The following is a 23,752-nucleotide window of genomic DNA, read 5'->3' as shown; positions in this document are numbered from 1 at the left end:
CTCACTCCTCCGTCAAATCTTTCACGAACTTCGGCAAAGCAAAGCATGCTTTATGAAGCTCTTTTGTATAATATTTCGTTTCAATATCAAAGAAGCGCTCATCTGATACTTGAAGCGGATCATAGATTTTACTTCCCATCGTAAAAGTCCAAAGACCGCTTGGATACGTCGGTATGTTCGCTGTGTACACTTTTGTGATCGGAAACGTTTCTTTTACATCACCGTACACTTGTTTGATCAAATCGGCTTTAAACCATGGGTTATCGGTTTGAGCAACAAAGATGCCATCTTCCTTCAATGCTTTGGCAATTCCTTCATAAAACCCTTTAGAGAAGAGATTTACAGCAGGGCCAACCGGTTCCGTAGAATCTACCATGATGACATCATATTCACGTTCACTTTTTGCAATGTGCATGAAGCCGTCATCAACTTTTACTTCTACTCGCTTATCTTCAAGCGCACCAGCGATACTCGGCAAATAGTGCTTGGAATATTCAATGACCTTACCATCGATTTCTACAAGCGTCGCTTTTTCTACACTTGGGTGCTTCAATACTTCGCGAATGACGCCCCCATCCCCGCCTCCAACGACAAGAACTTGTTTAGGGCTTGGGTGTGTAAACAAAGGTACGTGAGCAACCATTTCATGATAGACAAATTCATCCTTCTCTGTCGTCATGACCATGTCATCAAGGACGAGCATGTTGCCCCATTCTTCTGTTTCCAGCATCTCCAAGTCTTGAAAATCTGTTTTCTCTTTATGCAAAGAGCGATTTATTTTCGCTGTAATCCCGAAATTTTCCGTTTGTTTTTCTGTAAACCATGTACCCATATTTTGTATCTCCTTTTTACATTGCGTTTGGAAAAAGTAACAAGACGTTTATTTTACTACGTATTCTCACATAATAATAGCAGTCTTTATTCTTTCTTAACAGTTGGGAGTATAAGAGAATGATATTATTTATTCGATTCACATACAAATGGCTGAAGCGTTCTATTAAGATTGCGTTTATTGGAACAGTCATCGCACTTATTGGCGCCTTAGGATTGTTGATTTTTGCGATTACTCAAGGTCCGCCATCGCTTATGACGGAGCAAAATACGCTCTATTATAGTTCAAAAGGTGAAGTCATTGGTGAAGATCACGGTGCTCAAGAGAGGTACTGGATTAACATTGAGGATATGCCGGAAACCATCAAAGAAGCAACGATCGCGATTGAGGATCGTCGTTTTTATAACCATTTCGGCTTCGACTTAAAGCGAATCGCTGGTGCAGCGCTTACCGACCTTAAACAAATGCGGATGGCCGAAGGGGCTAGTACAATTACGCAGCAATATGCCCGGAATCTGTATTTGTCCCATGATAAGACATGGAAACGAAAAATCCAGGAAGCTTTATACGCGCTTCGATTAGAAATCTTTTACAACAAAGAAGAAATTCTCGAAGGCTATTTGAACACAATCTATTATGGTCACGGGGCTTATGGAATTGAGTCAGCAAGCCGCTATTATTTTAATAAGCATGCAGAAGAACTGACACTGACAGAAGCTGCGATGTTGGCTGGCATTCCTAAGGGTCCTAGTTACTATTCACCTTTGGCGAATGAAGAAAACGCCGAATCCAGACAAAAGCAGATATTAGCGGAAATGGAGCGGAACGGATTTATCACTTCGGCAGAAAAAACAGAAGCGGTAGAAGCGAGTCTCGTTTATTCCGATCATAAGGAAACGTCTGAAAAAGAAGTTGCCCCATATTTTCAAGATCAAGTCGTCGCAGAAGCAGCGAATTTATTGGATATCGAATCGGAGCAAGTGATGACAGGCGGCTACCATATTCACACAACCCTGAATGAAGACCACCAGGAGATTTTAGAAGAACAAGTGGCGTCGCAAATGCCAAAAGAAGAAGATGTCCAGTTGGCAGCAGCTGTGATGAACAGCCACAACGGGTCGATCACAGCTCTTGTGGGTGGGCGTGATTATAAGGAGAGTCCTTATAACAGAGCCACCCAAGCAAAAAGACAAGTAGGTTCCACCATTAAACCTTTTCTTTACTACGCTGCATTAAAAGAAGGATACTCTCCGGTCACTATGATTGAGAGTAAACCCACTGACTTTGAAGTAGGAGAAAACGGAAAAGTGTACTCCCCTACGAACTTTAACGATCAATATGCAGACAAGCCAATTACCATGGCTCAAGCACTAGCCGTTTCAGATAATATTTATGCCGTATCTACACACGTCGATATAGGTACTGAAAAATTGGTCCGCACATTGAAGACATTTGGCATTCACAATAACGCGAAACCCGTCCCTTCCCTGGCTCTGGGTGCTACATCCATTTCCCTTTATGATATGGTAAGCGCATACGGGAAGATGTTGAAAGGCTCGGAATCTTTAGAAAGCCATACGATTGAGAAAATTACCGACAGACATGGAAATGTCCTTTATGAATACCAGCCCACTTATAATGAGGAAGACAAGATCGACCCGGACAGGGCTTTCACGATCACCCACATGATGACGGGGATGTTTGATTCTTCACTTGATGGGGACTATGCCTCCGTGACAGGGTCGCCAATCAAAGGCAAGCTCACTCGGATGTATGGCGGAAAATCGGGGACGACCGATTATGATAGCTGGATGATCGGCTTCAGCCCTCAATTCGTATCCGCCGTATGGATCGGTCACGATGAAGGCGGAAGGAAGCTTGAAACTTTCAATGAGAAAAGGTACGCAAAATCCATTTGGGCTGGGACGATGGAATCTATACACGAAACGTTGCCGACAGCGGCCTTCATCCCGACGCCGAACGTTAAAGGCGTATATATCGATCCGGAAACAGGCAATCGTTCTGGTCCGAATTGTCCTAAAGAGCGGCTCGTCTATATGGATAAAAAAGATATTCCTAAAGAAGTTTGCGGAGGCAATGAAGATAAAGATAAAGAAGAAATTGAAAATGAATTCCGAAATGACCCATGGTTTAAAGACGTCGTCGACTGGTTCTTTTAGAATAGTGGCTAGGGAACAGAGCTCTCTACTTAACAAGACAGCTCCACTTTATAACTAAAAAAAGACAAAGAAAACGACCGGTTCCTGCCGGTCGCTTTCTTTGTCCTAGTAATACATGTAAACCCATGTGTTACTTAATATATTATTCCCGTCGCTCGTTCGTCAAGATTACATCCATGTTTTAGCAACATTTTTCTTGAACATTTTGTGAACAAATTTCAAAAGGCTATACAATCGAGAGATCTGCAATGTCGTCTAAGGCTATGTGGACTGTCTCTTTCGTCTTCCAATTCACGCCGGTTACTTTGCGATCGAGCTTATTGATGAATTTCATCTTCAGCAGAATGTTGTCGTAATCAAACCCATTATAAACTCGCACCTTCACCGTCAAATCATCATTTAACGCCCGCTGCATCAGAAAGTCGATTTCGACTGCTTTTTGCTCATCGATGATTCCTTTTTCTACCCGTTCATCCTCCTTCCATAGCTTTTTGACCATTTCTACATGTTCAGGCAACATCAACGAGGTCCATTTGATCGTTCCCCGATCCCTATTGCGACTATCCATAGTAGCTCCACCTTCCAACGCGAACATTTGTTCTTATTTTACCATAAAAGGGCTCAGAGTAAACTGGAATTTTCCGGTGAATATCTTCCAATTCCATGAATCACCCATAAAAAAGCACTCCCTGTAAGGAAGTGCCTGTAGAAAACTATTCAACACCTAGCGCATCTTTTAATTCTTGGTTTGTATTCTTCCAAAGATCTGGTTTGAAATCACGCAAGTACTCTCCCAGGATCTTTTTCGATTTTTCATCCATATGATCGACAACGAAGCGGCCCTTCAAAGATTTATCCATATGATTGACATGTTCAGGCATCAGTTTGTATCCGCGTTTAATTGAACGGTCTACACGGATTTCGCTGCCGGCAACACCGTAGTAGGAAGGCTTTCCTTCTTGATAATCGACCGTTACCCATGCAATCCAATAAAGCAAACCATTAGCTACTTCTTCTCGATTAGGGATGAATTTAATCCTTTTCTCCACTTTACTGCGTGCATGAAGAGCTCCCATATCTACAAACGCTTCACCTTCATTCGGATCGACGATAACAGGCGTCATATTCTCGAGGCTGATCGAACCTACACCATAGCCTCCATGTCCATCGGTCGAATCATCCTTGATGATCGTAAATTGATTTTTCTTTTTATCATTTTGGTCCTGTTTATTTTTAAACTGGTCAAATTCCTTCATTGTCAGAGAATCCTCCTCTTGCCTGGCGGTTTTGTCTCATTTTAACATATTCTATCCAAGCTTTTTTAGCGATACGGCTGGTTTCCACCAATTCTTTATAAAAAGAAGGAAATCCCTCATTTATCTCGAAATATAGATAATGAAAGATCTATCTACGTACTTAAGGGGAAGTGCGGTTGCCTATTTAAATAGGATCTACAAAAAACAAAAGAATTATGACTCTACAAAATAGGCGTAAAATGCCCGGAGCTGATGTTCAGCGCCGGGCATTTTATTGATTGGGTTACTCCTCGATTTACAAAAATGTTTACCCTCCTTGCCTTCTTTCTGAATAGATGGAACACCGCTAACTCTTTTGTTTAATATGATCACTATTCATAAAGACGAAAGCTTCTTTAGATGGATTGCTTGGAGTGTACCTCTCTTTCTCTTTTTTCGTAAACAATCGCTTCCACCAATTAAACCCTTCAATAGGTACCCCTACACGCTTATGCTGAACTTCTTTGATCCCCTGAATAACTAGCTGCATAGCCAGAATCAAGATCATAAAACAGACAAGCGCAGGGATGATAAACCACCAGCGCCCTGTCATGAGTGAATCTTTCGACGAGCCGATAAGACCTGACCATTCATAAGTCGTCGATTGTGGAGGATCAGGCATCATCGGGTCGTAACTCACTTTAGTCCCTCCGAAGAATATATTAAACACACCAAGATGAATGAAAATAAGTAAGGTCTGAATAAATTGCTGTCCGAAAACAACACCCATTCTCGAACTTAAATGAGGCAGCAAATGCTTCCACAGTAAATGTAAAGAACTGCCGCCCAATACTTTAGTGCTGACTACATACTCTTCCTGCATAATCAGCTTCATCTCATTTCCAAATAGAGTAATAATCAGTGGGACCGCAAGCAGTGTTAAAATCACTCCTTGAAAAAGAACTCTTTCTGTTTCAGTTGTTGTGAAACCGCCAGGAGGCATCGTTAACACCGGAGATAAAAGTAACAAAGCGATGATCGTCATCGGCAAATAGTGCATCCCGTCCACGAATTTCTCGACACCTCTTTGTATTTTTTCAGGTAAGAAGAAAGCAAACGGAATGGCAAGCACAAATCCAATAATCATTCTTAAAAAAGCAATAGCCAAGGCAAAGAGGATGGTGTATTTAGCACCTACTATCAATTGATCAAATATACTGTATCCTAACTCATCTGTACCAAGAAAGACGTATTCAGGAGAGTGTGGCGCAGCGCTGACGAGCCGCCCTTCTTCGTTCTTGATATGAAAAAACTTATCGACAAGTGGATCTGCCGTAAGCGTGTAAATCACGCTGACAGCTAACATACCAAAAATCACTAAAAACCCAGCTGAAAATTTCACATTTTTAAAGTGGGCACCTAATTCAGAAAGAATATGCTTGCCCCACTTCCCACCGGGCTTTGCCGCAGATGATCCAATAAAACTATTCATCTTCATCTGCGTCTCTTCTGCTACTTTATTATCTTTGAAAATGAAAGACTCTGTCCCCTGATATAGGAGAAAGAATGGAGTAAACAGCATAAAGAGAATGACGGAAGTGACGATTGGCCTTGGATCTTGCTGGAAAGCTGTCGTAATTCCATTCATATTAAATATGTATTCAATAATCAATAGGCTTGACAACGATCCCCAAAGAATCACCTTAGAATGATAGAAAACACTTTTCACAATATTTCTGAGGACATGGACATTCAGAATAAAGAATTTTTCCATTCCTTTACTCTTAGCCATTTGCACATAAGACGTTGTCATTTCTTCATCTATCAGCATAAGAATAATCTTGTACATCGTGACCATAGGGAGAACGGCGATTGCAATAATAGGCAGGACATAGACTTTTTCCTGTCCAATTGAAGCAAATTGAAAAAAGAGGACATTCGTCTGTTTATATAACCAGACAATGAATAACTGTAAACAAAAAGCCAGCAGCAAGTCAGGGACAGCTTCCAGAACATTTAAAACCCGTCCTACAATCACTCTTGCCCACTTCGGTAAGAATGCTGTGCCTATTGCCAGTACAAAAGCAAGCACAAATCCTAGAATAATTCCTACAAAAAATATGGTCATGGAGTATTGATATGGCTCCCATAAATAAGGGAGTAACGGTTCAGGACTTCCCTTGAATAGATAGACCCACTCCGATGGTTGTATGATTTGATTCAGAAGCGTCTGAAACTCACTTACAAAAGCCGAAACATTGAAATACGATCGTTCACGAAACAAAGCCGGAGCAGTACTAATTACTAGAATCCCAATCAAACCGAGCAGATAATAACCTGCAAATTTTAATAGTTTCATTTTGACCCCCGTCCTACCTTCCCTCACTCAACTTCCACTCTGCTCTGCTCCTAGCTGCCCTTATTCTTTATTTTGGTACAGCTCTCTAATTTTTTTAATTATCAGACAAGGCGATGCATAAAAAAGGTATACTGATGTTCAGTATACCTTCTTACTACCTTTGAGTTTAATGAATCCCACGCAACTTTTCAATAAATTTCCATCCTTGTTGGATGTCGTCATCCGAATAATTCTGGGTACTTTTTACCGTTAGGACTTTTTCGGCGATTTCGTCTTTTGGTAAATCCTCAAAAAATAGCATTGTTGAAACCAATTCTAAGAAACGTGAGCTTTTCGCGTTCATTTCAGTGATGTGGTCATTTAAAGGAGGCAAATCCATTGTGTAATGCTCTAAGAAAGCCCGGCCGCTGTCTGTCAGCTGATACCGGTATTGATAATAATTCTTCTTCTCTTCCCTTGTCTCACTTATAAAACCTAAATTGCACATTTCCTCTACTCTGAGGGTCAGCTCTTCTGAATACGGTCCATAAAAATGAAATTGATAACGTTCTTCAAATGGAATATCACACTTCTTCAGTATGTATATCATTTTTTGCAGCTTTTTACGGCCGACAATTTCATCCGTGCTTGAGAAAAATTGCATCAGCTTCGCATGATTCTCTAACATGGAGGCTCACTCCTTATCCATACAATATTTCCATAATCCGCTTCTTCGTTTTACTTCGTTTCGACATTTCCTCAAGACGATCAAGAGGAATGTATAACTTATGGTCTGTTCGCTTTTTTCCAGAAATAGATTCAACGATCTCAGACAAACGGGAAAGTTCTTTCAATTCCTGATTCGGCTGAAGCAAGTGGATCGGTAAGCGTTCCCCTTCTTCACCTGGTCGATAAAAGTCATAAGGCAAATCAGAACTCGAATCGACCACCAGGTAATAATCCGGATCAAGTCCTGCTTTCCCAAATAATTTGTATAATTCCATCCACTCATTCATTTGAGAGTTAGGGTTGAATTCAATGTATTTGAACAGACGCCTGTTAACGAAGCGATCACATAAATCACTTAAAATGGCATCTTCTTCTTCCATCCACATTTGAAAATAATAAAGCGCTACTGCTTCATCCAATGCCAAGTACTCTTTCAAGGTCGGCTTCCCTTCAAAAAAAGAAAGAAAATGAATAGGCTTCAGCTTGAACGTGTACCCTTCTTCATACAGCACCTTCGCTCTGTGAAGGATTTTAGACAGGATGACTTCTGCACTCCGCGTCACTGGATGGAAATACACTTGCCAGTACATTTGGTAACGGCTCATAATATAATCTTCAACTGCATGCATACCGCTCTCTTTGACCACGACCTGATCTTCCATAGGACGCATCACGCGAAGAATTCGCTCCATGTCAAAATGTCCGTAACTGACTCCAGTAAAATAAGCATCCCTCTGCAAATAATCCATGCGGTCTGCATCAATTTGGCTGGAAATCAGGCTTACGACAAGCTTGTTTTTATACGTTTTATTTATGACATCCGCTACATCCTTTGCAAAGTCTGGCGCCACTTTCTTCAAGACAGCATTGACCTCAGTATCTCCGAGCAATATTGCCTGGGTAAAATCTTCATGATCCAGCTTGAAGACTTTTTCAAAAGAATGGGAAAAAGGTCCATGTCCTAAATCATGCAGCAAAGCCGCACATAAACATAACAGCCGCTCCTCAGGATCCCAGTTGTCGCGGTCCTTGAAATTCTCAATTATCCGTCGTACGATCTCGTAAACTCCGAGGGAATGGTTAAATCGACTGTGTTCCGCCCCATGAAAGGTCAAATAAGAAGTTCCCAGCTGTTTGACCCGTCTCAGCCGCTGAAATTCAGCCGTACCAATTAAGTCCCATATCACGCGGTCCCTTACGTGGACATAGCGATGAACGGGATCTTTGAATACCTTCTCTTCACTTAGTTTTTCATCACGATAGGCCATCTGCTTGTCCTTTCTTCACGACATTTTTATCTATTATATACCTTTCATAACGACAAAAAAACATCTTGACAGACAAAAAATGACAAAAACAGAATTTTACTTCTGTCCTGACGCTCCCAAGATGCTTTGTTTTTTTAAAAAGTAAAACTGTCCGTATCGAACCCTTTGAAGATTTTACATACGAGAAACGATTCATGCAAGACTTTTCTTTTGATATAATGGAGGTTGGTGATTGTACGAAAAGGAGAACTATTTATGGAAACTATACATGCCTTATTACATCCTCAAGCTTATCGTTTCATAGATCAAAGCAGTCTAGGACCTGACTTTTCCGCTCTTCAATCGTTCGCGATGGACGATGCCCTATCCATGTCTGTAGGTGAAGGGATGAGTCCGACAACCGCCAGATTGTGGGTGCATCATGACACCGTCGTCCTCGGCATCCCCGATGCGCGACTTCCTTATATATCAGAAGCCATTGACTTCCTCGACTCGGAAGGATACCAAGTCATTGTAAGAAATTCAGGAGGGCTTGGCGTCGTACTTGATGATGGTGTACTGAACTTGTCCCTTATTTTCCCAGATTCTAAGGAAGTAAACATCCATGAAGGATACGAAGCGATGGTCTCATTTGTACGCATGCTTTTCTCTGATTTAACAACCGAAATTGAAGCGTATGAAATTACACGCTCCTATTGTCCGGGTACTTATGACTTAAGTATCAGAGGTCAGAAATTCGCTGGTATTTCACAGCGTCGCGTGAAGAATGGCTCTGCTGTTCAAATTTATCTAGACGTAAGTGGTAGTGGTGCACAGCGAGCCTATCTTTTAAAACATTTTTATGAAATTGGAAGAAGAAACGAAGAGACACGCTTCCAGTATCCTGATATTGACCCAACTGTGATGGCTTCAATGAACGAGCTTCTCGGTACAGATTTAACCGTGAGTGATGTACGTGACCGTATATTGAAAAAGATTTATGACTTGTCTGGAAAGGTAGTGACAAACCCGCTTGAAGGTCAGGAGATTGAATGGTTCAACAAGCGATTTGAACAAATGATTCAGCGGAATGAAAAAGCGCTCGACCGTTTGAAATAATGGTCTCGAGCGCTTTTTCCCTTTCATATCCCGTAAAAGCTTCCTTATCCTGAAGACTTAGTTTCGAGACTTAGTGGGGCCGTTACCATATTAGGAGTAGGGATGGGCTGGCAAATGGCTCGCTTTCCTGCGGGGGAACTGGCAAGTCTCCTCGTTCGCTACGCTCTCTGTGGGGTCTCGCCTAGCTCCTTCTCCCGCGGGAGTCTCGCCATTTTCCATCCAACCCATCTATAGTGTAATAAACGGCCCCATTTAACAGGAGTAAGCACTGATTTCCTAAATTACAGAAAGATTTTCGGTACCAATAACGTTTCCGTTTCTCCCAACACCCGTAAGGAGGTCCGAGAAATCGCGAGACTCCTGTGGGATGAACATGATAGGAGACCCCGGAGAGCTTTAGCTCGAGGAGGTTCAGCACATGCCCACGGAAAGCGAGTGATTTCTCGGACCTCCAAATTCCACTTAGGGCAATGGAAACCTCACAGTACCTCGAAATCGAGTCTTTCACTATCCTGCTAGTATGTTGAATAAGCTATTCGTTCATGTGGTAAAAAAGCAAAAAATGGCCACCTCATCAGGTGGCCATATTCTATATTAAACAGATTGAGCTGCTGTAATAAGTGCAAGCTTGTACACGTCATCAGCGTTACAGCCGCGGGAAAGATCGTTTACCGGCTGATTTAGACCTTGAAGAATCGGACCGACCGCATCAAAATTACCCAGGCGCTGCGCGATCTTGTAACCAATGTTACCAGCTTCAAGACTTGGGAATATAAACGTATTCGCCTCGCCTTTTAATGGAGAATCTGGAGCCTTCTTTTCAGCAACTGAAGGAACGAATGCTGCATCAAATTGGAACTCTCCATCAATGAGAAGTTCAGAATTCTGCTCTTTTGCAAGCTTAAGAGCTTCATTAACTTTTTCTGTCTCTGGAGACTTCGCAGATCCTCGTGTTGAGAAGCTTAACATAGCCACTTTCGGATCAATATCGAATAGCTGCGCAGTTTCAGCACTTGCAAGAGCGATTTCGGCCAGATCTTGACTGTCAGGATTGATGTTAATCGCACAATCCGCAAAAACATACTTCTCTTCATCACGAACCATGATAAATACACCAGATGTTTTCTTGATGCCTGGTTTCGTTTTGATAATTTGAAGTGCGGGACGGACAGTGTCTGCCGTTGAATGAGCTGCACCGCTGACAAGACCATCAGCTTTATCCATGTATACGAGCATTGTACCAAAGTAGTTTTCATCTTGAAGAATTTCTCGAGCTTTCTCTTCTGTCGCTTTTCCTTTACGGCGTTCAACGAAAGTTGCGACCATTTCGTCATACTCTTCGTAATTTGCAGGGTCAAGAATTTCAGAAGCAGAAATATCTACTCCGATTTCAGATGCTTTCTGTTCTACTTTTTCTTTATTTCCGACTAGTACAGGTGTGATCATACCTTCTGCACCTAGTTGACTGACAGCGGTCAAGATACGTTCATCTAAACCTTCAGGGAATACGACTTTCTTGCCTTTCCCATCAATTTTAGCTTTAAGAGTTTCAAATAGGTTACTCATGATTAACCCTCCATTTTTCATTTCTGTTCTACATGATAAGACCTTTTGTGTATAAATGAAAGTAGTTCGTTCAGAATTTTTATGATGAAGCGATTTCATTTTTCACTTTACCCTATTTATATGAAAATCATGTAAAATTCCATGTAAATAAGGACAGTTTATTGAACTTCATTGCCAATTCATGAAGGACGCAGGGTAACTGTGTTATATTGAAAAAGGAAGTTTTCTAATACAACACTTACTATACAAAGGAGCGATCACCATGCCAGAATCAGTAGTTACAATGGATGGTTGGTATTGCCTGCATGACTTCCGTTCTATGGATTGGACAGCTTGGAAATATGCAAGCCCTGAAGAGCGTGAAGAAGCCATTCATGAATTCCACCAGCTAATCGAAAAATGGGAAAGCACGGAGAAAGCTAAAGAAGGCAGCCATGCTTTATATACGATTGTTGGCCAAAAAGCAGATTTCATGATGATGATCCTGCGCCCAACGATGGAAGAGCTAAACGAAATCGAAACGGCATTCAATAAGACGAAACTCGCTGAATTCACAACGCCGTCCTACTCTTATGTGTCGGTCGTTGAATTGTCCAACTACATGGGCAATACGAACGAAGACGATCCAGAAATCCAAGCTCGATTAAAACCGACGCTTCCAAAGTGGAACCACATTTGCTTCTACCCGATGGACAAGCGTCGCCAGGGAAATGACAACTGGTATGTACTTGAAAAAGATGAACGCGCGAAGCTGATGTATGCACACGGAATGACTGGACGCCAATACGCCGGGAAAATCCGTCAAATCATCACTGGATCCATCGGCTTTGATGACTGGGAATGGGGCGTAACACTATTCGCTCATGACGTACTTCAGTTTAAGAAGCTTGTTTATGAAATGCGTTTTGATGAAGTCACTTCCCGTTATGGTGACTTTGGTTCTTTCTATATCGGAAACATTCTTAAACCTGACGCTATTGAACAATTTTTACACGTATAAAAAACAATCTTTTCCTGAGAAGGGCTCTACAGATGTAGAGTCTTTTTTTTGCTTCTTCCTTCCTGATTCATTAATTGAACCGTTCATTGGATAGTTTAATTATAAAGGCTTAAGGATTGATGAAATCTACAAAACCATTTCCCCTTTATAAAAATTTCTTCATTTGTATTTTATCCGTAATGATTATCTGAGTTTGAATTTCCAGATGGTTATACAAATGGCCTTCTTATTAACCAATTTCCTAAAATGCGTCCAAATACGAACGTTGACGCCCACCTCCCTCCTGTTATCTTCTTCACGACGTCCGTGGTTCGGAACGAAGGGACTACCTGATATTTTTATTCATATCCCTGTGGTCGCCTTACATATAGTGTTAAAGAACAACCTTTCATGCCGGTAGTAAAGTGAGGTGACAGCGTGGCTGTTATTCCCTACAAAGAAGCAGATGTAAGCTTGCTGGCAAGACTAATGAGAGCAGAAGCTGAAGGGGATGGGAAGCTCGGGATGTTGATGGTTGGTAATACCGGGGTGAACCGGGTACGCGGTGATTGTATTGATTTCACAGACATTAATTCAATCAGAGATATGGTGTTTCAAAGCCCTGGCGGTTTCGAAGCTACACAAAAGGGTTATTTTTACCAACGCGCTCGCGAGAAGGATAAAAGGCTTGCAAGGAATGTAATTAATGGAAAACGTTACCACCCTGCAACGAACTCTCTATGGTTTTTCATGCCTTCAGGAGAATGTCCCGCTCAGTGGTTTGGCCAGTGGAATACCGGAAGATTCAAATCGCACTGCTTCTATTCTCCGACGCGATCTGATTGTCCTAATGTGTATTAAATTATTAAGGAGTGATTCAGTTGGCACAACAGAAGAAACCATCCATGGGAGGGCAGGGGCAGCCGATGGCCGGACAAAGCCCACCTTATTATCCGAGTAATCCTTATATGCAATTCTACCCTGGCGGTCCCCAGATGCAGGGCATGACTCCCCAAGTAGGAGGTATGCAAGTTCCGCAGATGCCTTCGGGCCAGCCCAGCGGAGGCATCAATCCACCGGGCATGCTCCCTACTGAAGAGTCATACATTGAAAATATTTTAAGACTGAATGCTGGAAAAGAAGCGACCGTTTATATGACTTTTGAGAACAATGACCAGTGGAATGCCAAAGTCTTTAAGGGGATTATTGAAGCTGCTGGTCGCGATCACATCATACTTAGCGACCCGCAGACAGGCAAGAGATACTTGCTGTTAATGATTTATCTTGATTACATTACTTTCGATGAAGAAATCAACTATAGTTATCCATTCAATGGTGTTAGCCCTGGAATGGCTCAATATCCACCAAGATAATGAATAAAAACTCGCTATTTAAATTAGCGAGTTTTTCACTATGATAAGAAAAGGGTGAACCGATGAAACATCCTAATGAGAACTACGTCAAAGCCCAGTTGGGGACCCTTCTTTTAGCTGTTTTACTTGCCATATTCGGCTTATTTCAACTGGAACACCAATGGATCATCCTCCTAATGTTTTATGTACTTGCCATCAGCTTCTTATTTGAAGCCTTGATAGAATTAAATAAGCAGCAGATGGTAAATAGTATTATCCAACTGCTGCGCGCCTTGATTATTGTATTATTTACGACCATTCTCTATTTTTAAATAAACTTGATGATGGCATAACCAAGCAAGACCCAGCCAATTAAAAAAGCTAATCCACCAACAGGCGTAATCATCGCAAAAGTCTTGATTCCTGTAGGAGCATAAATATATAGGCTCCCAGAAAATAAAAGGATACCAATAATAAAAAACCAGCCTGCGCCTGTCATTAATCCGGTCTGTACTTTACTCATTAAAAGACCTGTAACAAACAGCGCAACCGTATGGAACATTTGGTAATCAACCGCTTTCCCCCATTGCTCAAGACCTTTTTCCGATACTTTCCCTTCCAGACCATGAGCACCAAAGGCTCCTAAAGCTACGGAAAGAAACCCATTCAAAGCGGCTAAAATAAAAAATAGTTTCATGATTCATCCCCCTAAAAATCAAAAATAGATGATCCATTCGCATCATCATGATCAATTGGTTTTGATTCGGTCGTTTTTGACGGTTTATCTGCTCCCATCATTTTACGAACCTCTTCTACCGTCGGCTCTTCTACGGAACGTGTTGGCTCAGGAGCCGTATTTTCTTCTTCAAGCAATAAATCGGCTAACAGCTTCACTGAACGTACATGTTCACGTACTTTGTGTTCATCACTGTGCTGAAGCATTGCTTCTTGTATTTCACTCGCCATCTTTTTTAAGACGGTTTGATTTGTTATTGCCATTTTCGCCAAACTCCTTTATTACTAAATGGTCTCTGTCGTAGTTTAACACGTCCAGCTTGCTTCTGTCTTATGTTCATCCCATCGTTCATATTTTGCTCATAAAAAAACTCCTGGCTCTTTTGAGAGAACCAGGAGCTTCTTTATTTAAATGATCCCAATTTTGTTTAAGAAAATCATGATAATCAATATCGGTGCGACCCATTTTACAATGGAAAACCAGGCACTGCCAATTGGTGAGGACGTTAAATCGGTTGCTTCGAGTGCTTCTGATTTCTTGAAATACCACCCTACTAATAATGCCATAGATAATCCACCAAGCGGTAGGAGGATATTAGAGGCAATGTAATCCATAGAATCAAGGATATTTCTCTCTCCAATCGGAGTGACTCCTGACCAAATGCCAAAACCGAGGGATACGGCAATTCCCATTACAAACATAATCGATCCCATAACGGTACTTGTTGCAAAACGCGACCATCCGAAAACACGCATGAAGTAGGCCGTTGGAACTTCCAAGATCGATACAGACGATGAAAGAGACGCAAGTATTAAGGCAAAGAAGAAAATCAGCCCTACTATTCCGCCTAAAGGCATCTGTTCAAAAATGCTTGGAAGGGTAATAAATACTAGCGGAGGTCCAGAGCTTGGATCAATTCCGAAAGCAAATACCGCAGGGAATATGACAATCCCTGAAATTACTGCAAAAAATGTATCCATAAGTCCGATTCCGAGGGTTGCACTAGGCAGCTTGTTTTCTTTTTTCAAATAGCTTCCATAAGTAAGCATCGCTCCCATCCCTAAACTCAAGGAAAAGAAGGCCTGCCCTAACGCTGCAATGTAAATAGATGGATTGCTTAATGCCGTCCAATCAGGCGTAAACAGGAATTTCACCCCTTCTGAGGCACCGTCTAAAGATAAACTGAAGAAAGCTAATACAATTAAAATCAACGCTAACATCGGCATAAAGATTTTGTTTGCAAGCTCAATTCCTTTTTTGACACCGCTAAGCACGATGACAATCGTTAAAATCATGAAGAATGCCGTCCATGCAATAGGATGCCAAGTATGACTGATAAATTGGCCAAAAGCCCCTTCATACCCGGCTGCAGGCTGTGCAAAAAATGATCCATTTAAATAATTCCAAAAGTAAAACATCGCCCAGCCAGCTACAACTGCATAGAAGCTTAAAATTAAGAAGGCACTTGCTATTCCGAAGAACCCTGTTAAAAACCACGGAGTACCTGGTGCCAGTTTCTTAAAAGATCCGACAACATCACTTTCTGCTTTTCTTCCGATACTTACTTCTGTAAGTAGTAAGGGTACCCCGATGATCAAGACGAACAATAGGTACAGGATTAAAAAAGCTCCCCCTCCGTTATTTCCCGCAACGAAAGAGAATCTCCATATGTTTCCCAGACCAACTGCCGAACCCATAGCTGCAAGCATAAAGCCCAGCTTCGTCCCCCATTTCTCTCTAGCCATTCCTACTCAACTCCTCTCAATCTATTTATATCCCATTTACAAATATCCATCATCTTACCATAGAATGTGTACGTGTAAATACATATTCTGAAATTTCATTATATTTACAGTATAGCGAAACCAATTGATTTTTCCCACACTCCTCATTCACCTCACAAAAGTATGGTAGAATCATAGCACAGCTCATCTATATTCACTAGGAGGTGTGCACATGAAAGCATGGTTCACCCCTGGAAGTGATTATCCCTTTCAGTCTTTTGGCACAAGTCACATCTATGTGCTTATGATATTTTTTCTTGTATTTGCCTCTATTCTCCTTTTTGGCAGACAATTAAGTAAACACCATCGCGCTTTTCAAATCGTTCGTTTCAGCCTTCTTATTCTGCTAATTTGGTCAGAAGTTAGTTATCAGACTTGGACAGCAGCTAATGGATTATGGAGCTTTGCTGACCATATGCCCCTCCATTTATGCGGCATCGCCTCGCTGTTAGGTATGGTTTCTCTTCTCACTTACCATCCAAAACTGATCAAAATCAACTTTTTCATTGGGATTGTTCCCGCGTTAATCGCCTTGATTACTCCTGATTTACCTTATGATTACCAGCATTATCGCTTTTGGAAATTTTTCTTACACCATATGGCAATTCCCTGGACAAGTCTGTTTCTAGTCGTGACTACTCGTACTAAAATCTCCTGGAAGGATGCAATGGAAACCTTCGTGTATTTAGTTGGCTATGCGATTCTTATCGCCTTAATCAACCGATGGACAGGATCGAATTATTTGTACCTGGACCATCCTCCTTCTGCAGGTACGCCCCTTAGTTATATAGGAGATGGTTTTATTTATATCCTTAATTTAAGCGGAATGGCTTTATTCACTTTCTTAGCTATGTTCGGGCTTTATCATATAGGAAAAAAAATATCCAATCAATAAAGGAGAACAGCTATGCATTATGTCACATTAGAGGAAATTAGAAAAGAATATAATATCTCCCGTTTGTTTCAACAGCACTGGGGAAGTTTGGAGATGGACACTTCAAAGGGTATTTACCATATTGATCATCTGAAAGGTTTCTCCGCTATAGAAGAAGGAGAAATCAAAGGGCTTCTGACCTATGCTGTGGAGTCAGGGCACATAGAGATTATTTCTCTAGACAGTTTTGAAGAAAATAAAGGCATTGGCACGGAACTTTTGAGAGTGTTGGAAAATCATACAAAAACGCTACAGTTATCTATCCTTCAATTAATTACGACAAATGATAACTTATATGCACTTTGTTTCTATCAAAAAAGAGGCTATAGAATTAAAGGTATTGTTAGAGATGGCGTTATCGAGGCAAGAAAACGGAAGCCAAGTATACCTATGATTGCAAAGAACGGCATTCCTATTTATGATGAATTACTTTTAGAAAAGAAACTAGATTGAGTGAGAGAAGGTGCGGTTTACACGTTCTCACTCTTCACCAGCTCTTCCTCTATTACTGCAACGTCTCCCACTCCGACATTCAGCTTTATGAGAAAATGCGGCTGACCTTCTTGGTAGGACTTGGTGCAATATCGACTTGCGCCTAGAGAGACCATGCCTTTTCCCGTAAAGCTTCCAGCACCTTTATTTACTTTGAAGAGAGCAGGGAGGTCTTCGGATATTGTGATAGTCTGACTTCCTACCCCTCCATCGATTTTCACAGGCACATCTTGAGTCAATTTCATATTTGTTAAATGTAAATGTAAGTCTCCTACTCCACAGCTTACTTTCAATTTTCTTAGGCTAACCCCTGTAAGATCAATGTTGGAGCTGCCTACTCCTAAGTTGAGTTTCAGTACAAGCGGATTTATTTTCGGCAGTTGGACTCTCCAGTTGTGTTTGTCCTTTTTCCATGGATTAGAAACTTTTGTTAGTTGAGAAACCTTTAAATGGTTATGGCTGAATAATATCTTTGGCGAATTTTTATTGTACACTGCGCGAACAGAAGCCTGAGAGCTACCTTTACAACTTAGATCCACCTCTCCAATTCCAAGATCACCACTGAAAGTAAGTTGACCAGGCTCCACTTCAAATGTTTCTTCTACACAATTGCTTTCTTCATTATTGTCCATAAACCACCGATTCATTATTGAGCGAAAACTCATATTCATAGCTCCCTTTTACGTTTCTTACTTATATTATAGATAGGGAGGTTATCCATTTCGATCTACTTGAGGAGGAATCATTCTCCGTCTCTAGCAGGAAATTTCTAAAATAGATAAGGAGCATAAACAATCAAAATGATCATAACCCAAACAACGTCTACGAAGTGCCAATAATAGTTAAAAATCTTATGCTTTTCTATGAATAAGGCTTTAGGCAGCTTTTGTTGTTTAAGCTGAATCATCAGAAGAATCATCCACCCTAGCCCAAAAGCTACGTGAGAGGCATGCAGGCCGACTAGTACATAAAAGGAAGATAGAAAGTTATTCATTGTAATCGTGAACCCTTCATGGGTGTACTTATAAAACTCGTGAATTTCCAGCCCCATGAAAACCGCTCCCAACAGGAACGTGGTTATGATTCCAAGCCACACCTTTTTCAAATTCCAATGCTCTAATCCGCTTTCAGCGATAAGTAGAGTTCCGCTGCTTGAAAGTAAAAACACAGAGGTCAAAATAACTGTGCGCAATTCATAGACCTCTGAGGGATTTGCTCCAACAGAAGGTGGAGTGAAGATGACATAGGTAGCAAATAAAGTCGCAAACATGAAAGCTTCTACCACTAAATATAAGAAGAAACCTAACCGTTTATCTTGAAACAAAACGTCAGATGTCTGCTGCTTCATAACTCATCTTCCTCCTTTTGGTATATCCCTTTTCTTTCGTCTGTCACAGACCTTACGATGAAGAAGCCAAGTGCTCCCACTCCTCCAAGAATCTGCATCCAAAGCCAGCCATAAATGAAGCCGATACTCATGACCATCAGTATTCCTGCCAGCAAGACAGGTTGAATGGTTTTAACAGCAATAGGTGACGGACGCGGGTTTTCAGCTTTTGGTAATTGCTCTTTTTTAACTTTCGCATACCAGTAGGCATCCAAACGACTTACTATCGGCATCGGCTCAAATGGATGCTCAGGTGCCGGTGAATCTACAGTCCACTCTAGTGTACGCCCATCCCAAGGATCTGGTCCGACTTTATCTGTTAATTGGTGGGTTTTATAAAGGTTCCACACAACAAAAAGCATACTCGCCCCCATCAGAAAAGCTCCTATTGTACTGATGAAATTAAGAACAAATACGTTGTCCGCCCATGTATAGGAATACACACGCCGCGGCATCCCGTTCAACCCTGCAAAGTGTTGCGGCAAGAAGGTTAAATGAAAACCGATGATAAACAACCAGAAGTGCCAGCGGCCGAGCTTTTCATCCAGTACTTTTCCTGTCATTTTCGGATACCAGTAATAAATTCCCGCGAAAGCCCCTAATATTGTTCCTCCGATCATCGTGTAGTGGAAGTGAGCAACGACAAAATAGGTATCGTGATATTGATAGTCAGCCGCTGCAACAGCGAGCATGACTCCGGTTACTCCGCCGATTACAAATGTTGGGATGAATCCTAACGAAAACAACATCGGGGTGCGGATTTGTACGACCCCGTTTCTCATTGTAAAGAGCCAATTGAATACCTTAATCCCTGTCGGCACAGCAATAAGCATGGTTGTAATGGCGAAAACCGAGTTAGCCAATGGTCCAAGTCCTACCGTAAACATATGGTGAGCCCAGACCATGAACCCAAGCAGCCCAATTAATGCGATCGCGATAACCATGGACGTATAGCCATAGATCCGCTTTCTTGAAAAGGTAGAAATGACGTCCGAGAAAATACCGAAGGCTGGAAGAATAAGAATATAAACTTCCGGGTGACCGAAAATCCAAAATAAGTGCTGATAATAGATAGGAGACCCTAGTTCACCAATAAAGAAGGAAGTTCCGTAGATACGGTCAAATGTTAAAAGAAGCAAAGCGACAGTCAGGACCGGAAAAGCGATTAGAATTAAGAATGACGTAAGCAGTGTGGCCCAGGGGAAAAGCGGCATACGAGTCATTTTCATACCAGGTGCCCTTAATCGAATGATCGTCACAATCATATTGACAGCGGTAAATATGGTACCTAGCCCTGATAACTGAAGACCGAATATGTAATAGTTGTTGTTTGGCCCCGTAGTAAAAGTGTCTGTCGACAAAGGAGCATACGCCGTCCAGCCCGCGTTTGGTGCCGCGTTAAAAAAGAAGGCCATATTGAAAATAAAAGCACCTGAAACGAACAACCAAAAGCTGATCGAGTTCAAATAAGGAAAAGCTAAGTCATTCGCTCCTAATTGCAACGGTACAGCTACGTTCATTAGTCCTATAAGCAGTGGCATGGCCACAAAGAATATCATCACTGTTCCATGCGTAGTGAAAATTTCATTGTACTTTTGCGATTGGAAAACCCAAAAATCATTCTCAGGAACCGCAAGCTGTGTCCGGATAAATAGGGCATCAACTCCCCCTCGAATAAAGAATAAAACGGCAAACAAGATATACATCGTTCCGATTTTCCTATGATGAGTCGTTGTCATGTACTCCCAAATCATCGGCCATTTTTTGTTAGCGGTAAGCCACCATAATAGGAAAATCCCTACGATGACCATAACAATCCAAGAAACCACAATATCGGATGGAACTTGTCCTACGAATGGTATTTGCATGATTTCCCCTCTATTCCTTTTGTATTACTGCTCTCTAAGCCATTGTTCAAACTCAGCTTCACTAACCACCCTTGTCTCAAATCTCATCAAGGTATGTTCTGCTCCACAAAATTCTGCGCACTTTCCTTGAAATGTCCCTGTATCAGAAGGCTGGAAAGATAACCTCGTTTCTTTCCCTGGGAAAACATCGATTTTACCTGCCAAATTAGGAATCCAAAACGAATGGATGACATCCTTCGAATTCAAATGAAACTCTACTTCTCGCCCCACAGGGAGGACAAGTTCATCCACTGACGTGGTCCCGTTCTCATAGGTGAATCTCCAATTATATTGTTGACCGACGACTTCTACCACCATGCCCTCTCCTTGAGCCTCTTCCCCACTCCCTGAAACTTGTGAGGTCAAATCATATGTAGCTTTTACCGTTGGTACCGCAAGGACGGCTAACAGGACAAAAGGAAGAACCGTCCATGTTAGTTCCAGCCACTTATTTTCATTTTCGTCATCAGGGATGACATTCGAGGTTTCTTTGGTTTCACGAAACTTTCTTAAAAAATGAACAAATAAAATCATGACGATCACAAATACAAGCATCATTAAACCAAAGCTTAAATATATCAAGTCCGTTAACTTTTCGGCTGTATCACTAGCAGGGTTCAACACACGTATATTGCAACCGCTTAACAATAACAGCAAAAAAAATAAGCCAGCTTTTTTCATTGCCTCCCACTCCTACGTTGAAATTTTAACTGGTCTTCTTCCGTGTTCACCACATATATACATGCTCTATTACCTAAATCTTTACAATTAAAACACCTTATACGCGGTCTAGCAAAGAAATCGTCTATGATTGACGAATAGATACGAAAGGTGGCCATAAAAAAACCCCGCCTTCACTGAGGCAGGGATTTCATCACCTTTGCTGGTCGAGCATCTTTTCCAATCGCTGTACGCGAGCTTCCAGAATTTCGTATTCTTTTTTCGACACAAATCCAAGCCCTTTCATTCTGTCCTGCACTTTCGCTTTCGCTTGATCTGCCCAATCTATATCTACATTTTCGCCTTTGTTAATCCATGATTGCATGAGGGACTTTGCTTGCGAAGGAGAGATTTCTTTCCGGTTCACCATATCTTCTACCATCTTTTCAAATTTTTCCTTTCCACTGACGGCTGCACCAAGACCTAAATAAAAACCTTTCTTTAATAAGTCATTCATCCTTCATTCCTCCTATTGTGATGGACTCGTCTGATCATCCGGAGATGACTGACTATACAAAGCAAAAATCCAACAAAGCCAACAGCTGAAACGGTAGTTCCGATCCACGGATACGGAATGACAGGTGATAAATAGGTGAAATAGAGCATCGCAAAACCTGTCATCATCAGTATGAAAGATAAGAAAGCGTAGAAAAGGTAAAATTGATGAAACAGCTGGTTTTTTTGATGATAACTTTTCCATTCTCTTTCCTTATCGCCATCTTCTAAATACTCAACAAGAGCGCGGGGCAATGATAGCAAAGGACGAGCTGTCTCTTTTGCCACTTCCTTATAAATGGAAAAATTCGAATCCTCCCCTGACATCCATTCCTTGATCACAGGACGCCCCCATTGGATCAAGTCGATCTGTGGGTACACGGTACTGAGCACACCAACAATTATGGATGTAGCACGACCTAAGAACGCATAATCTGCCGGAAGCTGAATCGGCTGTTCTTTGACAAATTGCTGCAAATCACTAAGCATATCATTCATCATATGCGCATCCAGCTTGTCAAAGTTACCTTCCAAATACATGTCGGTCGTCTGCTTCATTAATTTCTTAACTTTTTCAGTATCTGCTTGAGGCAGAAGGAAGTCCATTTCCTGCAGAGCTTCTATAACACGATCATAGTCATCAAGAATGAACCCTTGAATCATCGTCCGAATCGAATTGGCGTCTTCATTCTTAATCTCACCAACCATACCAAAGTCGATGACGACAATGGTGCCATCTGCTTTCAACATTAAGTTTCCTGGATGAGGATCAGAATGAAACATGCCTGAATAAAGAAATTGTTCCACACACAAGTCAAACAACGTCTTCGCTATCTGTTCACGATCAATCTTATTTCTTTTAATGAAAGATAAATCCGTAATTTTCGTCCCTTCAATCCACTCCATTACCAATACTCTCTTTGTAGAGAGGTCAGAATAATAGTCCGGGATATAGACAGAAGGAAATTCTTGAAATCTCTTTTTGAAATGAAGGCCATTATCCAGCTCCATTGTAAAATCCAGCTCGTTGCTGATCACTCTCACAACTTCCCGATATAACGCTGGAAGGTCCGCTTTTTTTCCAAACTTGGTAAAACGATCGACCATCCAAAATACGATCCGTAATGCTTTAAAGTCCATACGAAAAATATCTCTCACTCTGTATCTTTGTACCTTTACGGCAACTGGTGTCCCATCTTTCAACATAGCTTTATATACTTCCCCGATAGATGCAGAAGCCACGGAATCTTCTTCGATATGGGACAAATATTCCTCTATTGGCGCATTCCAGTCCTCTTCTATCGTTTCTCTCGATTTGTAAAAAGGAACAGGCTCTACGCGATCGACTAGTCCTTCTAACTCTTTAATGAAGGAGTGAGGAAGCAAGTCTCCCCGCGAGCTTAAAAATTGTCCAAATTTGATGAGCAAGCCACCGAGAGAGACCGCTTTTTTCCGGTACTCCTCTGCCTGGCGTTCGAGCATATCTTCCCATTTATCTTTTGTGGTCTGATCCCAAATTCTGTGTCTTTTCTGGAACCAGAATATTTGCAACAAGAATTTTAGAGACATCCAAACAATGACGGTAATGCGATAAATTGATATGTATTTCCAGCGTTTACCCATGACTCACTCCCCCCTTCAATTTCATTTATTTCTTTTACCCTTCCCTGTATAAATCAATCATATAAATTTCCTTGCATGACTTTTTATTCAGGCCTAA

General features: G+C 41.4%; 24 protein-coding genes. 8 read left to right on the top strand and 16 right to left on the bottom strand.

All coding sequences use genetic code 11. From position 1 onward, the window contains the following. Position 1: 1 nt before the first annotated feature. On the bottom strand, positions 2-832 hold the full coding sequence (gene speE / locus ACRYKC_RS15840) for a polyamine aminopropyltransferase (protein WP_433808051.1): 831 nt from the start codon (positions 830-832) through the stop codon (positions 2-4). Positions 833-951: 119 nt separating this feature from the next. Between speE and ACRYKC_RS15835 the strand changes: the two genes are divergently transcribed. Beyond that, entirely contained in the window at positions 952-3,012 is a 2,061-nt protein-coding gene (locus ACRYKC_RS15835) for a transglycosylase domain-containing protein (RefSeq protein WP_433808049.1), read from the top strand. A gap of 226 nt (positions 3,013-3,238) precedes the next feature. Here the strand turns inward: ACRYKC_RS15835 and ACRYKC_RS15830 are convergent, their stop codons facing one another. From ACRYKC_RS15830 to ACRYKC_RS15810, 5 genes are all read right to left on the bottom strand, one after another. Further along, positions 3,239-3,580, bottom strand: coding sequence for a YolD-like family protein (locus ACRYKC_RS15830; protein ID WP_433808047.1), 342 nt, complete (start codon positions 3,578-3,580; stop codon positions 3,239-3,241). Positions 3,581-3,725: 145 nt separating this feature from the next. Continuing rightward, a complete protein-coding gene (locus ACRYKC_RS15825; protein ID WP_433808045.1) occupies positions 3,726-4,268 on the bottom strand; it encodes a YwhD family protein in 543 nt (180 codons plus the stop codon). 346 nt (positions 4,269-4,614) lie between these two features. Beyond that, a complete protein-coding gene (locus ACRYKC_RS15820; RefSeq protein WP_433808043.1) occupies positions 4,615-6,606 on the bottom strand; it encodes an ABC transporter permease subunit in 1,992 nt (663 codons plus the stop codon). A gap of 166 nt (positions 6,607-6,772) precedes the next feature. After that, on the bottom strand, positions 6,773-7,273 hold the full coding sequence (locus ACRYKC_RS15815) for a YwgA family protein (RefSeq protein WP_433808041.1): 501 nt from the start codon (positions 7,271-7,273) through the stop codon (positions 6,773-6,775). 13 nt (positions 7,274-7,286) lie between these two features. Then, positions 7,287-8,582 carry an HD domain-containing protein gene (locus ACRYKC_RS15810; protein ID WP_433808039.1) on the bottom strand — a complete coding sequence of 432 codons (1,296 nt, stop codon included), beginning with the start codon at positions 8,580-8,582 and terminating at the stop codon, positions 7,287-7,289. Positions 8,583-8,837: 255 nt separating this feature from the next. Here ACRYKC_RS15810 and ACRYKC_RS15805 point away from each other — a divergent pair, with 255 nt between their 5' ends. Continuing rightward, positions 8,838-9,680, top strand: coding sequence for a lipoate--protein ligase family protein (locus ACRYKC_RS15805; RefSeq protein ID WP_433808037.1), 843 nt, complete (start codon positions 8,838-8,840; stop codon positions 9,678-9,680). Between the two features lie 594 nt (positions 9,681-10,274). On the opposite strand, the gene pta is transcribed toward ACRYKC_RS15805, so the two are convergent. After that, entirely contained in the window at positions 10,275-11,246 is a 972-nt protein-coding gene (gene pta / locus ACRYKC_RS15800) for a phosphate acetyltransferase (RefSeq protein WP_433808035.1), read from the bottom strand. 262 nt (positions 11,247-11,508) lie between these two features. Here pta and hemQ point away from each other — a divergent pair, with 262 nt between their 5' ends. From hemQ to ACRYKC_RS15780, 4 genes are all read left to right on the top strand, one after another. After that, positions 11,509-12,246, top strand: a complete 738-nt coding sequence (gene hemQ, locus ACRYKC_RS15795; RefSeq protein ID WP_433808033.1) for a hydrogen peroxide-dependent heme synthase — start codon at positions 11,509-11,511, stop codon at positions 12,244-12,246. Positions 12,247-12,663: 417 nt separating this feature from the next. Next, positions 12,664-13,086, top strand: coding sequence for a cell wall hydrolase (locus ACRYKC_RS15790; protein ID WP_433808031.1), 423 nt, complete (start codon positions 12,664-12,666; stop codon positions 13,084-13,086). 44 nt (positions 13,087-13,130) lie between these two features. Next, on the top strand, positions 13,131-13,598 hold the full coding sequence (gerQ, locus tag ACRYKC_RS15785; protein ID WP_433808357.1) for a spore coat protein GerQ: 468 nt from the start codon (positions 13,131-13,133) through the stop codon (positions 13,596-13,598). A 62-nt stretch (positions 13,599-13,660) separates the two neighbouring features. Then, entirely contained in the window at positions 13,661-13,909 is a 249-nt protein-coding gene (locus ACRYKC_RS15780) for a hypothetical protein (RefSeq protein ID WP_085028127.1), read from the top strand. On the opposite strand, the gene ACRYKC_RS15775 is transcribed toward ACRYKC_RS15780, so the two are convergent. The 3 genes from ACRYKC_RS15775 to ACRYKC_RS15765 form a co-directional block, all read right to left on the bottom strand. Then, positions 13,906-14,274, bottom strand: coding sequence for a DUF423 domain-containing protein (locus tag ACRYKC_RS15775; RefSeq protein WP_433808029.1), 369 nt, complete (start codon positions 14,272-14,274; stop codon positions 13,906-13,908). The genes ACRYKC_RS15780 and ACRYKC_RS15775 overlap by 4 nt on opposite strands. Positions 14,275-14,285: 11 nt before the next feature. Next, a complete protein-coding gene (locus tag ACRYKC_RS15770) occupies positions 14,286-14,576 on the bottom strand; it encodes a YwdI family protein (RefSeq protein ID WP_433808027.1) in 291 nt (96 codons plus the stop codon). A gap of 144 nt (positions 14,577-14,720) precedes the next feature. Further along, the gene (locus tag ACRYKC_RS15765; RefSeq protein WP_433808025.1) at positions 14,721-16,058 is read right to left on the bottom strand and encodes a sodium-dependent transporter; all 1,338 of its coding nucleotides are present in this window, start codon (positions 16,056-16,058) and stop codon (positions 14,721-14,723) included. Positions 16,059-16,269: 211 nt separating this feature from the next. Between ACRYKC_RS15765 and ACRYKC_RS15760 the strand changes: the two genes are divergently transcribed. Both ACRYKC_RS15760 and ACRYKC_RS15755 read left to right on the top strand, forming a co-directional pair. After that, the gene (locus ACRYKC_RS15760; RefSeq protein WP_433808023.1) at positions 16,270-16,992 is read left to right on the top strand and encodes a YwaF family protein; all 723 of its coding nucleotides are present in this window, start codon (positions 16,270-16,272) and stop codon (positions 16,990-16,992) included. A gap of 12 nt (positions 16,993-17,004) precedes the next feature. After that, positions 17,005-17,484, top strand: coding sequence for a GNAT family N-acetyltransferase (locus ACRYKC_RS15755; RefSeq protein ID WP_433808021.1), 480 nt, complete (start codon positions 17,005-17,007; stop codon positions 17,482-17,484). A 17-nt stretch (positions 17,485-17,501) separates the two neighbouring features. Here ACRYKC_RS15755 and ACRYKC_RS15750 read toward each other — a convergent pair whose 3' ends face one another. The 6 genes from ACRYKC_RS15750 to ACRYKC_RS15725 form a co-directional block, all read right to left on the bottom strand. Then, positions 17,502-18,170: a toast rack family protein gene (locus ACRYKC_RS15750; protein WP_433808019.1), complete on the bottom strand. Its 669-nt coding sequence runs from the start codon at positions 18,168-18,170 to the stop codon at positions 17,502-17,504. Positions 18,171-18,292: 122 nt separating this feature from the next. Further along, positions 18,293-18,871: a cytochrome c oxidase subunit 3 gene (locus ACRYKC_RS15745; protein WP_433808017.1), complete on the bottom strand. Its 579-nt coding sequence runs from the start codon at positions 18,869-18,871 to the stop codon at positions 18,293-18,295. Then, the gene (locus tag ACRYKC_RS15740; RefSeq protein WP_433808015.1) at positions 18,868-20,778 is read right to left on the bottom strand and encodes a cytochrome c oxidase subunit I; all 1,911 of its coding nucleotides are present in this window, start codon (positions 20,776-20,778) and stop codon (positions 18,868-18,870) included. Before ACRYKC_RS15740 ends, ACRYKC_RS15745 begins: the two co-directional genes overlap by 4 nt. A gap of 24 nt (positions 20,779-20,802) precedes the next feature. Then, positions 20,803-21,498, bottom strand: coding sequence for a cytochrome c oxidase subunit II (gene coxB, locus ACRYKC_RS15735; RefSeq protein WP_433808013.1), 696 nt, complete (start codon positions 21,496-21,498; stop codon positions 20,803-20,805). A gap of 193 nt (positions 21,499-21,691) precedes the next feature. Continuing rightward, positions 21,692-21,994: a phasin family protein gene (locus ACRYKC_RS15730; protein WP_433808011.1), complete on the bottom strand. Its 303-nt coding sequence runs from the start codon at positions 21,992-21,994 to the stop codon at positions 21,692-21,694. Then, positions 21,991-23,655 carry an ABC1 kinase family protein gene (locus ACRYKC_RS15725; RefSeq protein ID WP_433808009.1) on the bottom strand — a complete coding sequence of 555 codons (1,665 nt, stop codon included), beginning with the start codon at positions 23,653-23,655 and terminating at the stop codon, positions 21,991-21,993. The genes ACRYKC_RS15730 and ACRYKC_RS15725 overlap by 4 nt, the downstream gene beginning before the upstream one ends. Positions 23,656-23,752: the final 97 nt, after the last annotated feature.

It is taken from the genome of Halobacillus sp. A1-3, assembly GCF_050971765.1.
GTDB classification, from domain to species: Bacteria; Bacillota; Bacilli; order Bacillales; family Halobacillaceae; genus Halobacillus; species Halobacillus mangrovi_B.
The sequence above is the reverse complement of the archived record's forward strand: the minus strand, read 5'-3'. Positions and strand labels throughout refer to the sequence as shown.

Excerpts from the sequence above, each read along its gene's own strand:
- ACRYKC_RS15820 (WP_433808043.1), bottom strand. The coding sequence starts at position 6,606 with ATGAAACTATTAAAATTTGCAGGTTATTATCTGCTCGGTTTGATTGGG.
- ACRYKC_RS15730 (WP_433808011.1), bottom strand. The coding sequence starts at position 21,994 with ATGAATGACTTATTAAAGAAAGGTTTTTATTTAGGTCTTGGTGCAGCC.
- ACRYKC_RS15725 (WP_433808009.1), bottom strand. The coding sequence starts at position 23,655 with ATGGGTAAACGCTGGAAATACATATCAATTTATCGCATTACCGTCATT.
- ACRYKC_RS15815 (WP_433808041.1), bottom strand. The coding sequence starts at position 7,273 with ATGTTAGAGAATCATGCGAAGCTGATGCAATTTTTCTCAAGCACGGAT.
- ACRYKC_RS15765 (WP_433808025.1), bottom strand. The coding sequence starts at position 16,058 with ATGGCTAGAGAGAAATGGGGGACGAAGCTGGGCTTTATGCTTGCAGCT.
- coxB (WP_433808013.1), bottom strand. The coding sequence starts at position 21,498 with ATGAAAAAAGCTGGCTTATTTTTTTTGCTGTTATTGTTAAGCGGTTGC.
- ACRYKC_RS15755 (WP_433808021.1), top strand. The coding sequence starts at position 17,005 with ATGCATTATGTCACATTAGAGGAAATTAGAAAAGAATATAATATCTCC.
- ACRYKC_RS15825 (WP_433808045.1), bottom strand. The coding sequence starts at position 4,268 with ATGAAGGAATTTGACCAGTTTAAAAATAAACAGGACCAAAATGATAAA.
- pta (WP_433808035.1), bottom strand. The coding sequence starts at position 11,246 with ATGAGTAACCTATTTGAAACTCTTAAAGCTAAAATTGATGGGAAAGGC.
- ACRYKC_RS15770 (WP_433808027.1), bottom strand. The coding sequence starts at position 14,576 with ATGGCAATAACAAATCAAACCGTCTTAAAAAAGATGGCGAGTGAAATA.
- ACRYKC_RS15830 (WP_433808047.1), bottom strand. The coding sequence starts at position 3,580 with ATGGATAGTCGCAATAGGGATCGGGGAACGATCAAATGGACCTCGTTG.
- ACRYKC_RS15740 (WP_433808015.1), bottom strand. The coding sequence starts at position 20,778 with ATGCAAATACCATTCGTAGGACAAGTTCCATCCGATATTGTGGTTTCT.
- ACRYKC_RS15775 (WP_433808029.1), bottom strand. The coding sequence starts at position 14,274 with ATGAAACTATTTTTTATTTTAGCCGCTTTGAATGGGTTTCTTTCCGTA.
- hemQ (WP_433808033.1), top strand. The coding sequence starts at position 11,509 with ATGCCAGAATCAGTAGTTACAATGGATGGTTGGTATTGCCTGCATGAC.
- speE (WP_433808051.1), bottom strand. The coding sequence starts at position 832 with ATGGGTACATGGTTTACAGAAAAACAAACGGAAAATTTCGGGATTACA.
- ACRYKC_RS15780 (WP_085028127.1), top strand. The coding sequence starts at position 13,661 with ATGAAACATCCTAATGAGAACTACGTCAAAGCCCAGTTGGGGACCCTT.
- ACRYKC_RS15835 (WP_433808049.1), top strand. The coding sequence starts at position 952 with ATGATATTATTTATTCGATTCACATACAAATGGCTGAAGCGTTCTATT.
- ACRYKC_RS15805 (WP_433808037.1), top strand. The coding sequence starts at position 8,838 with ATGGAAACTATACATGCCTTATTACATCCTCAAGCTTATCGTTTCATA.
- ACRYKC_RS15810 (WP_433808039.1), bottom strand. The coding sequence starts at position 8,582 with ATGGCCTATCGTGATGAAAAACTAAGTGAAGAGAAGGTATTCAAAGAT.
- gerQ (WP_433808357.1), top strand. The coding sequence starts at position 13,131 with ATGGGAGGGCAGGGGCAGCCGATGGCCGGACAAAGCCCACCTTATTAT.
- ACRYKC_RS15760 (WP_433808023.1), top strand. The coding sequence starts at position 16,270 with ATGAAAGCATGGTTCACCCCTGGAAGTGATTATCCCTTTCAGTCTTTT.
- ACRYKC_RS15745 (WP_433808017.1), bottom strand. The coding sequence starts at position 18,871 with ATGAAGCAGCAGACATCTGACGTTTTGTTTCAAGATAAACGGTTAGGT.
- ACRYKC_RS15750 (WP_433808019.1), bottom strand. The coding sequence starts at position 18,170 with ATGAATCGGTGGTTTATGGACAATAATGAAGAAAGCAATTGTGTAGAA.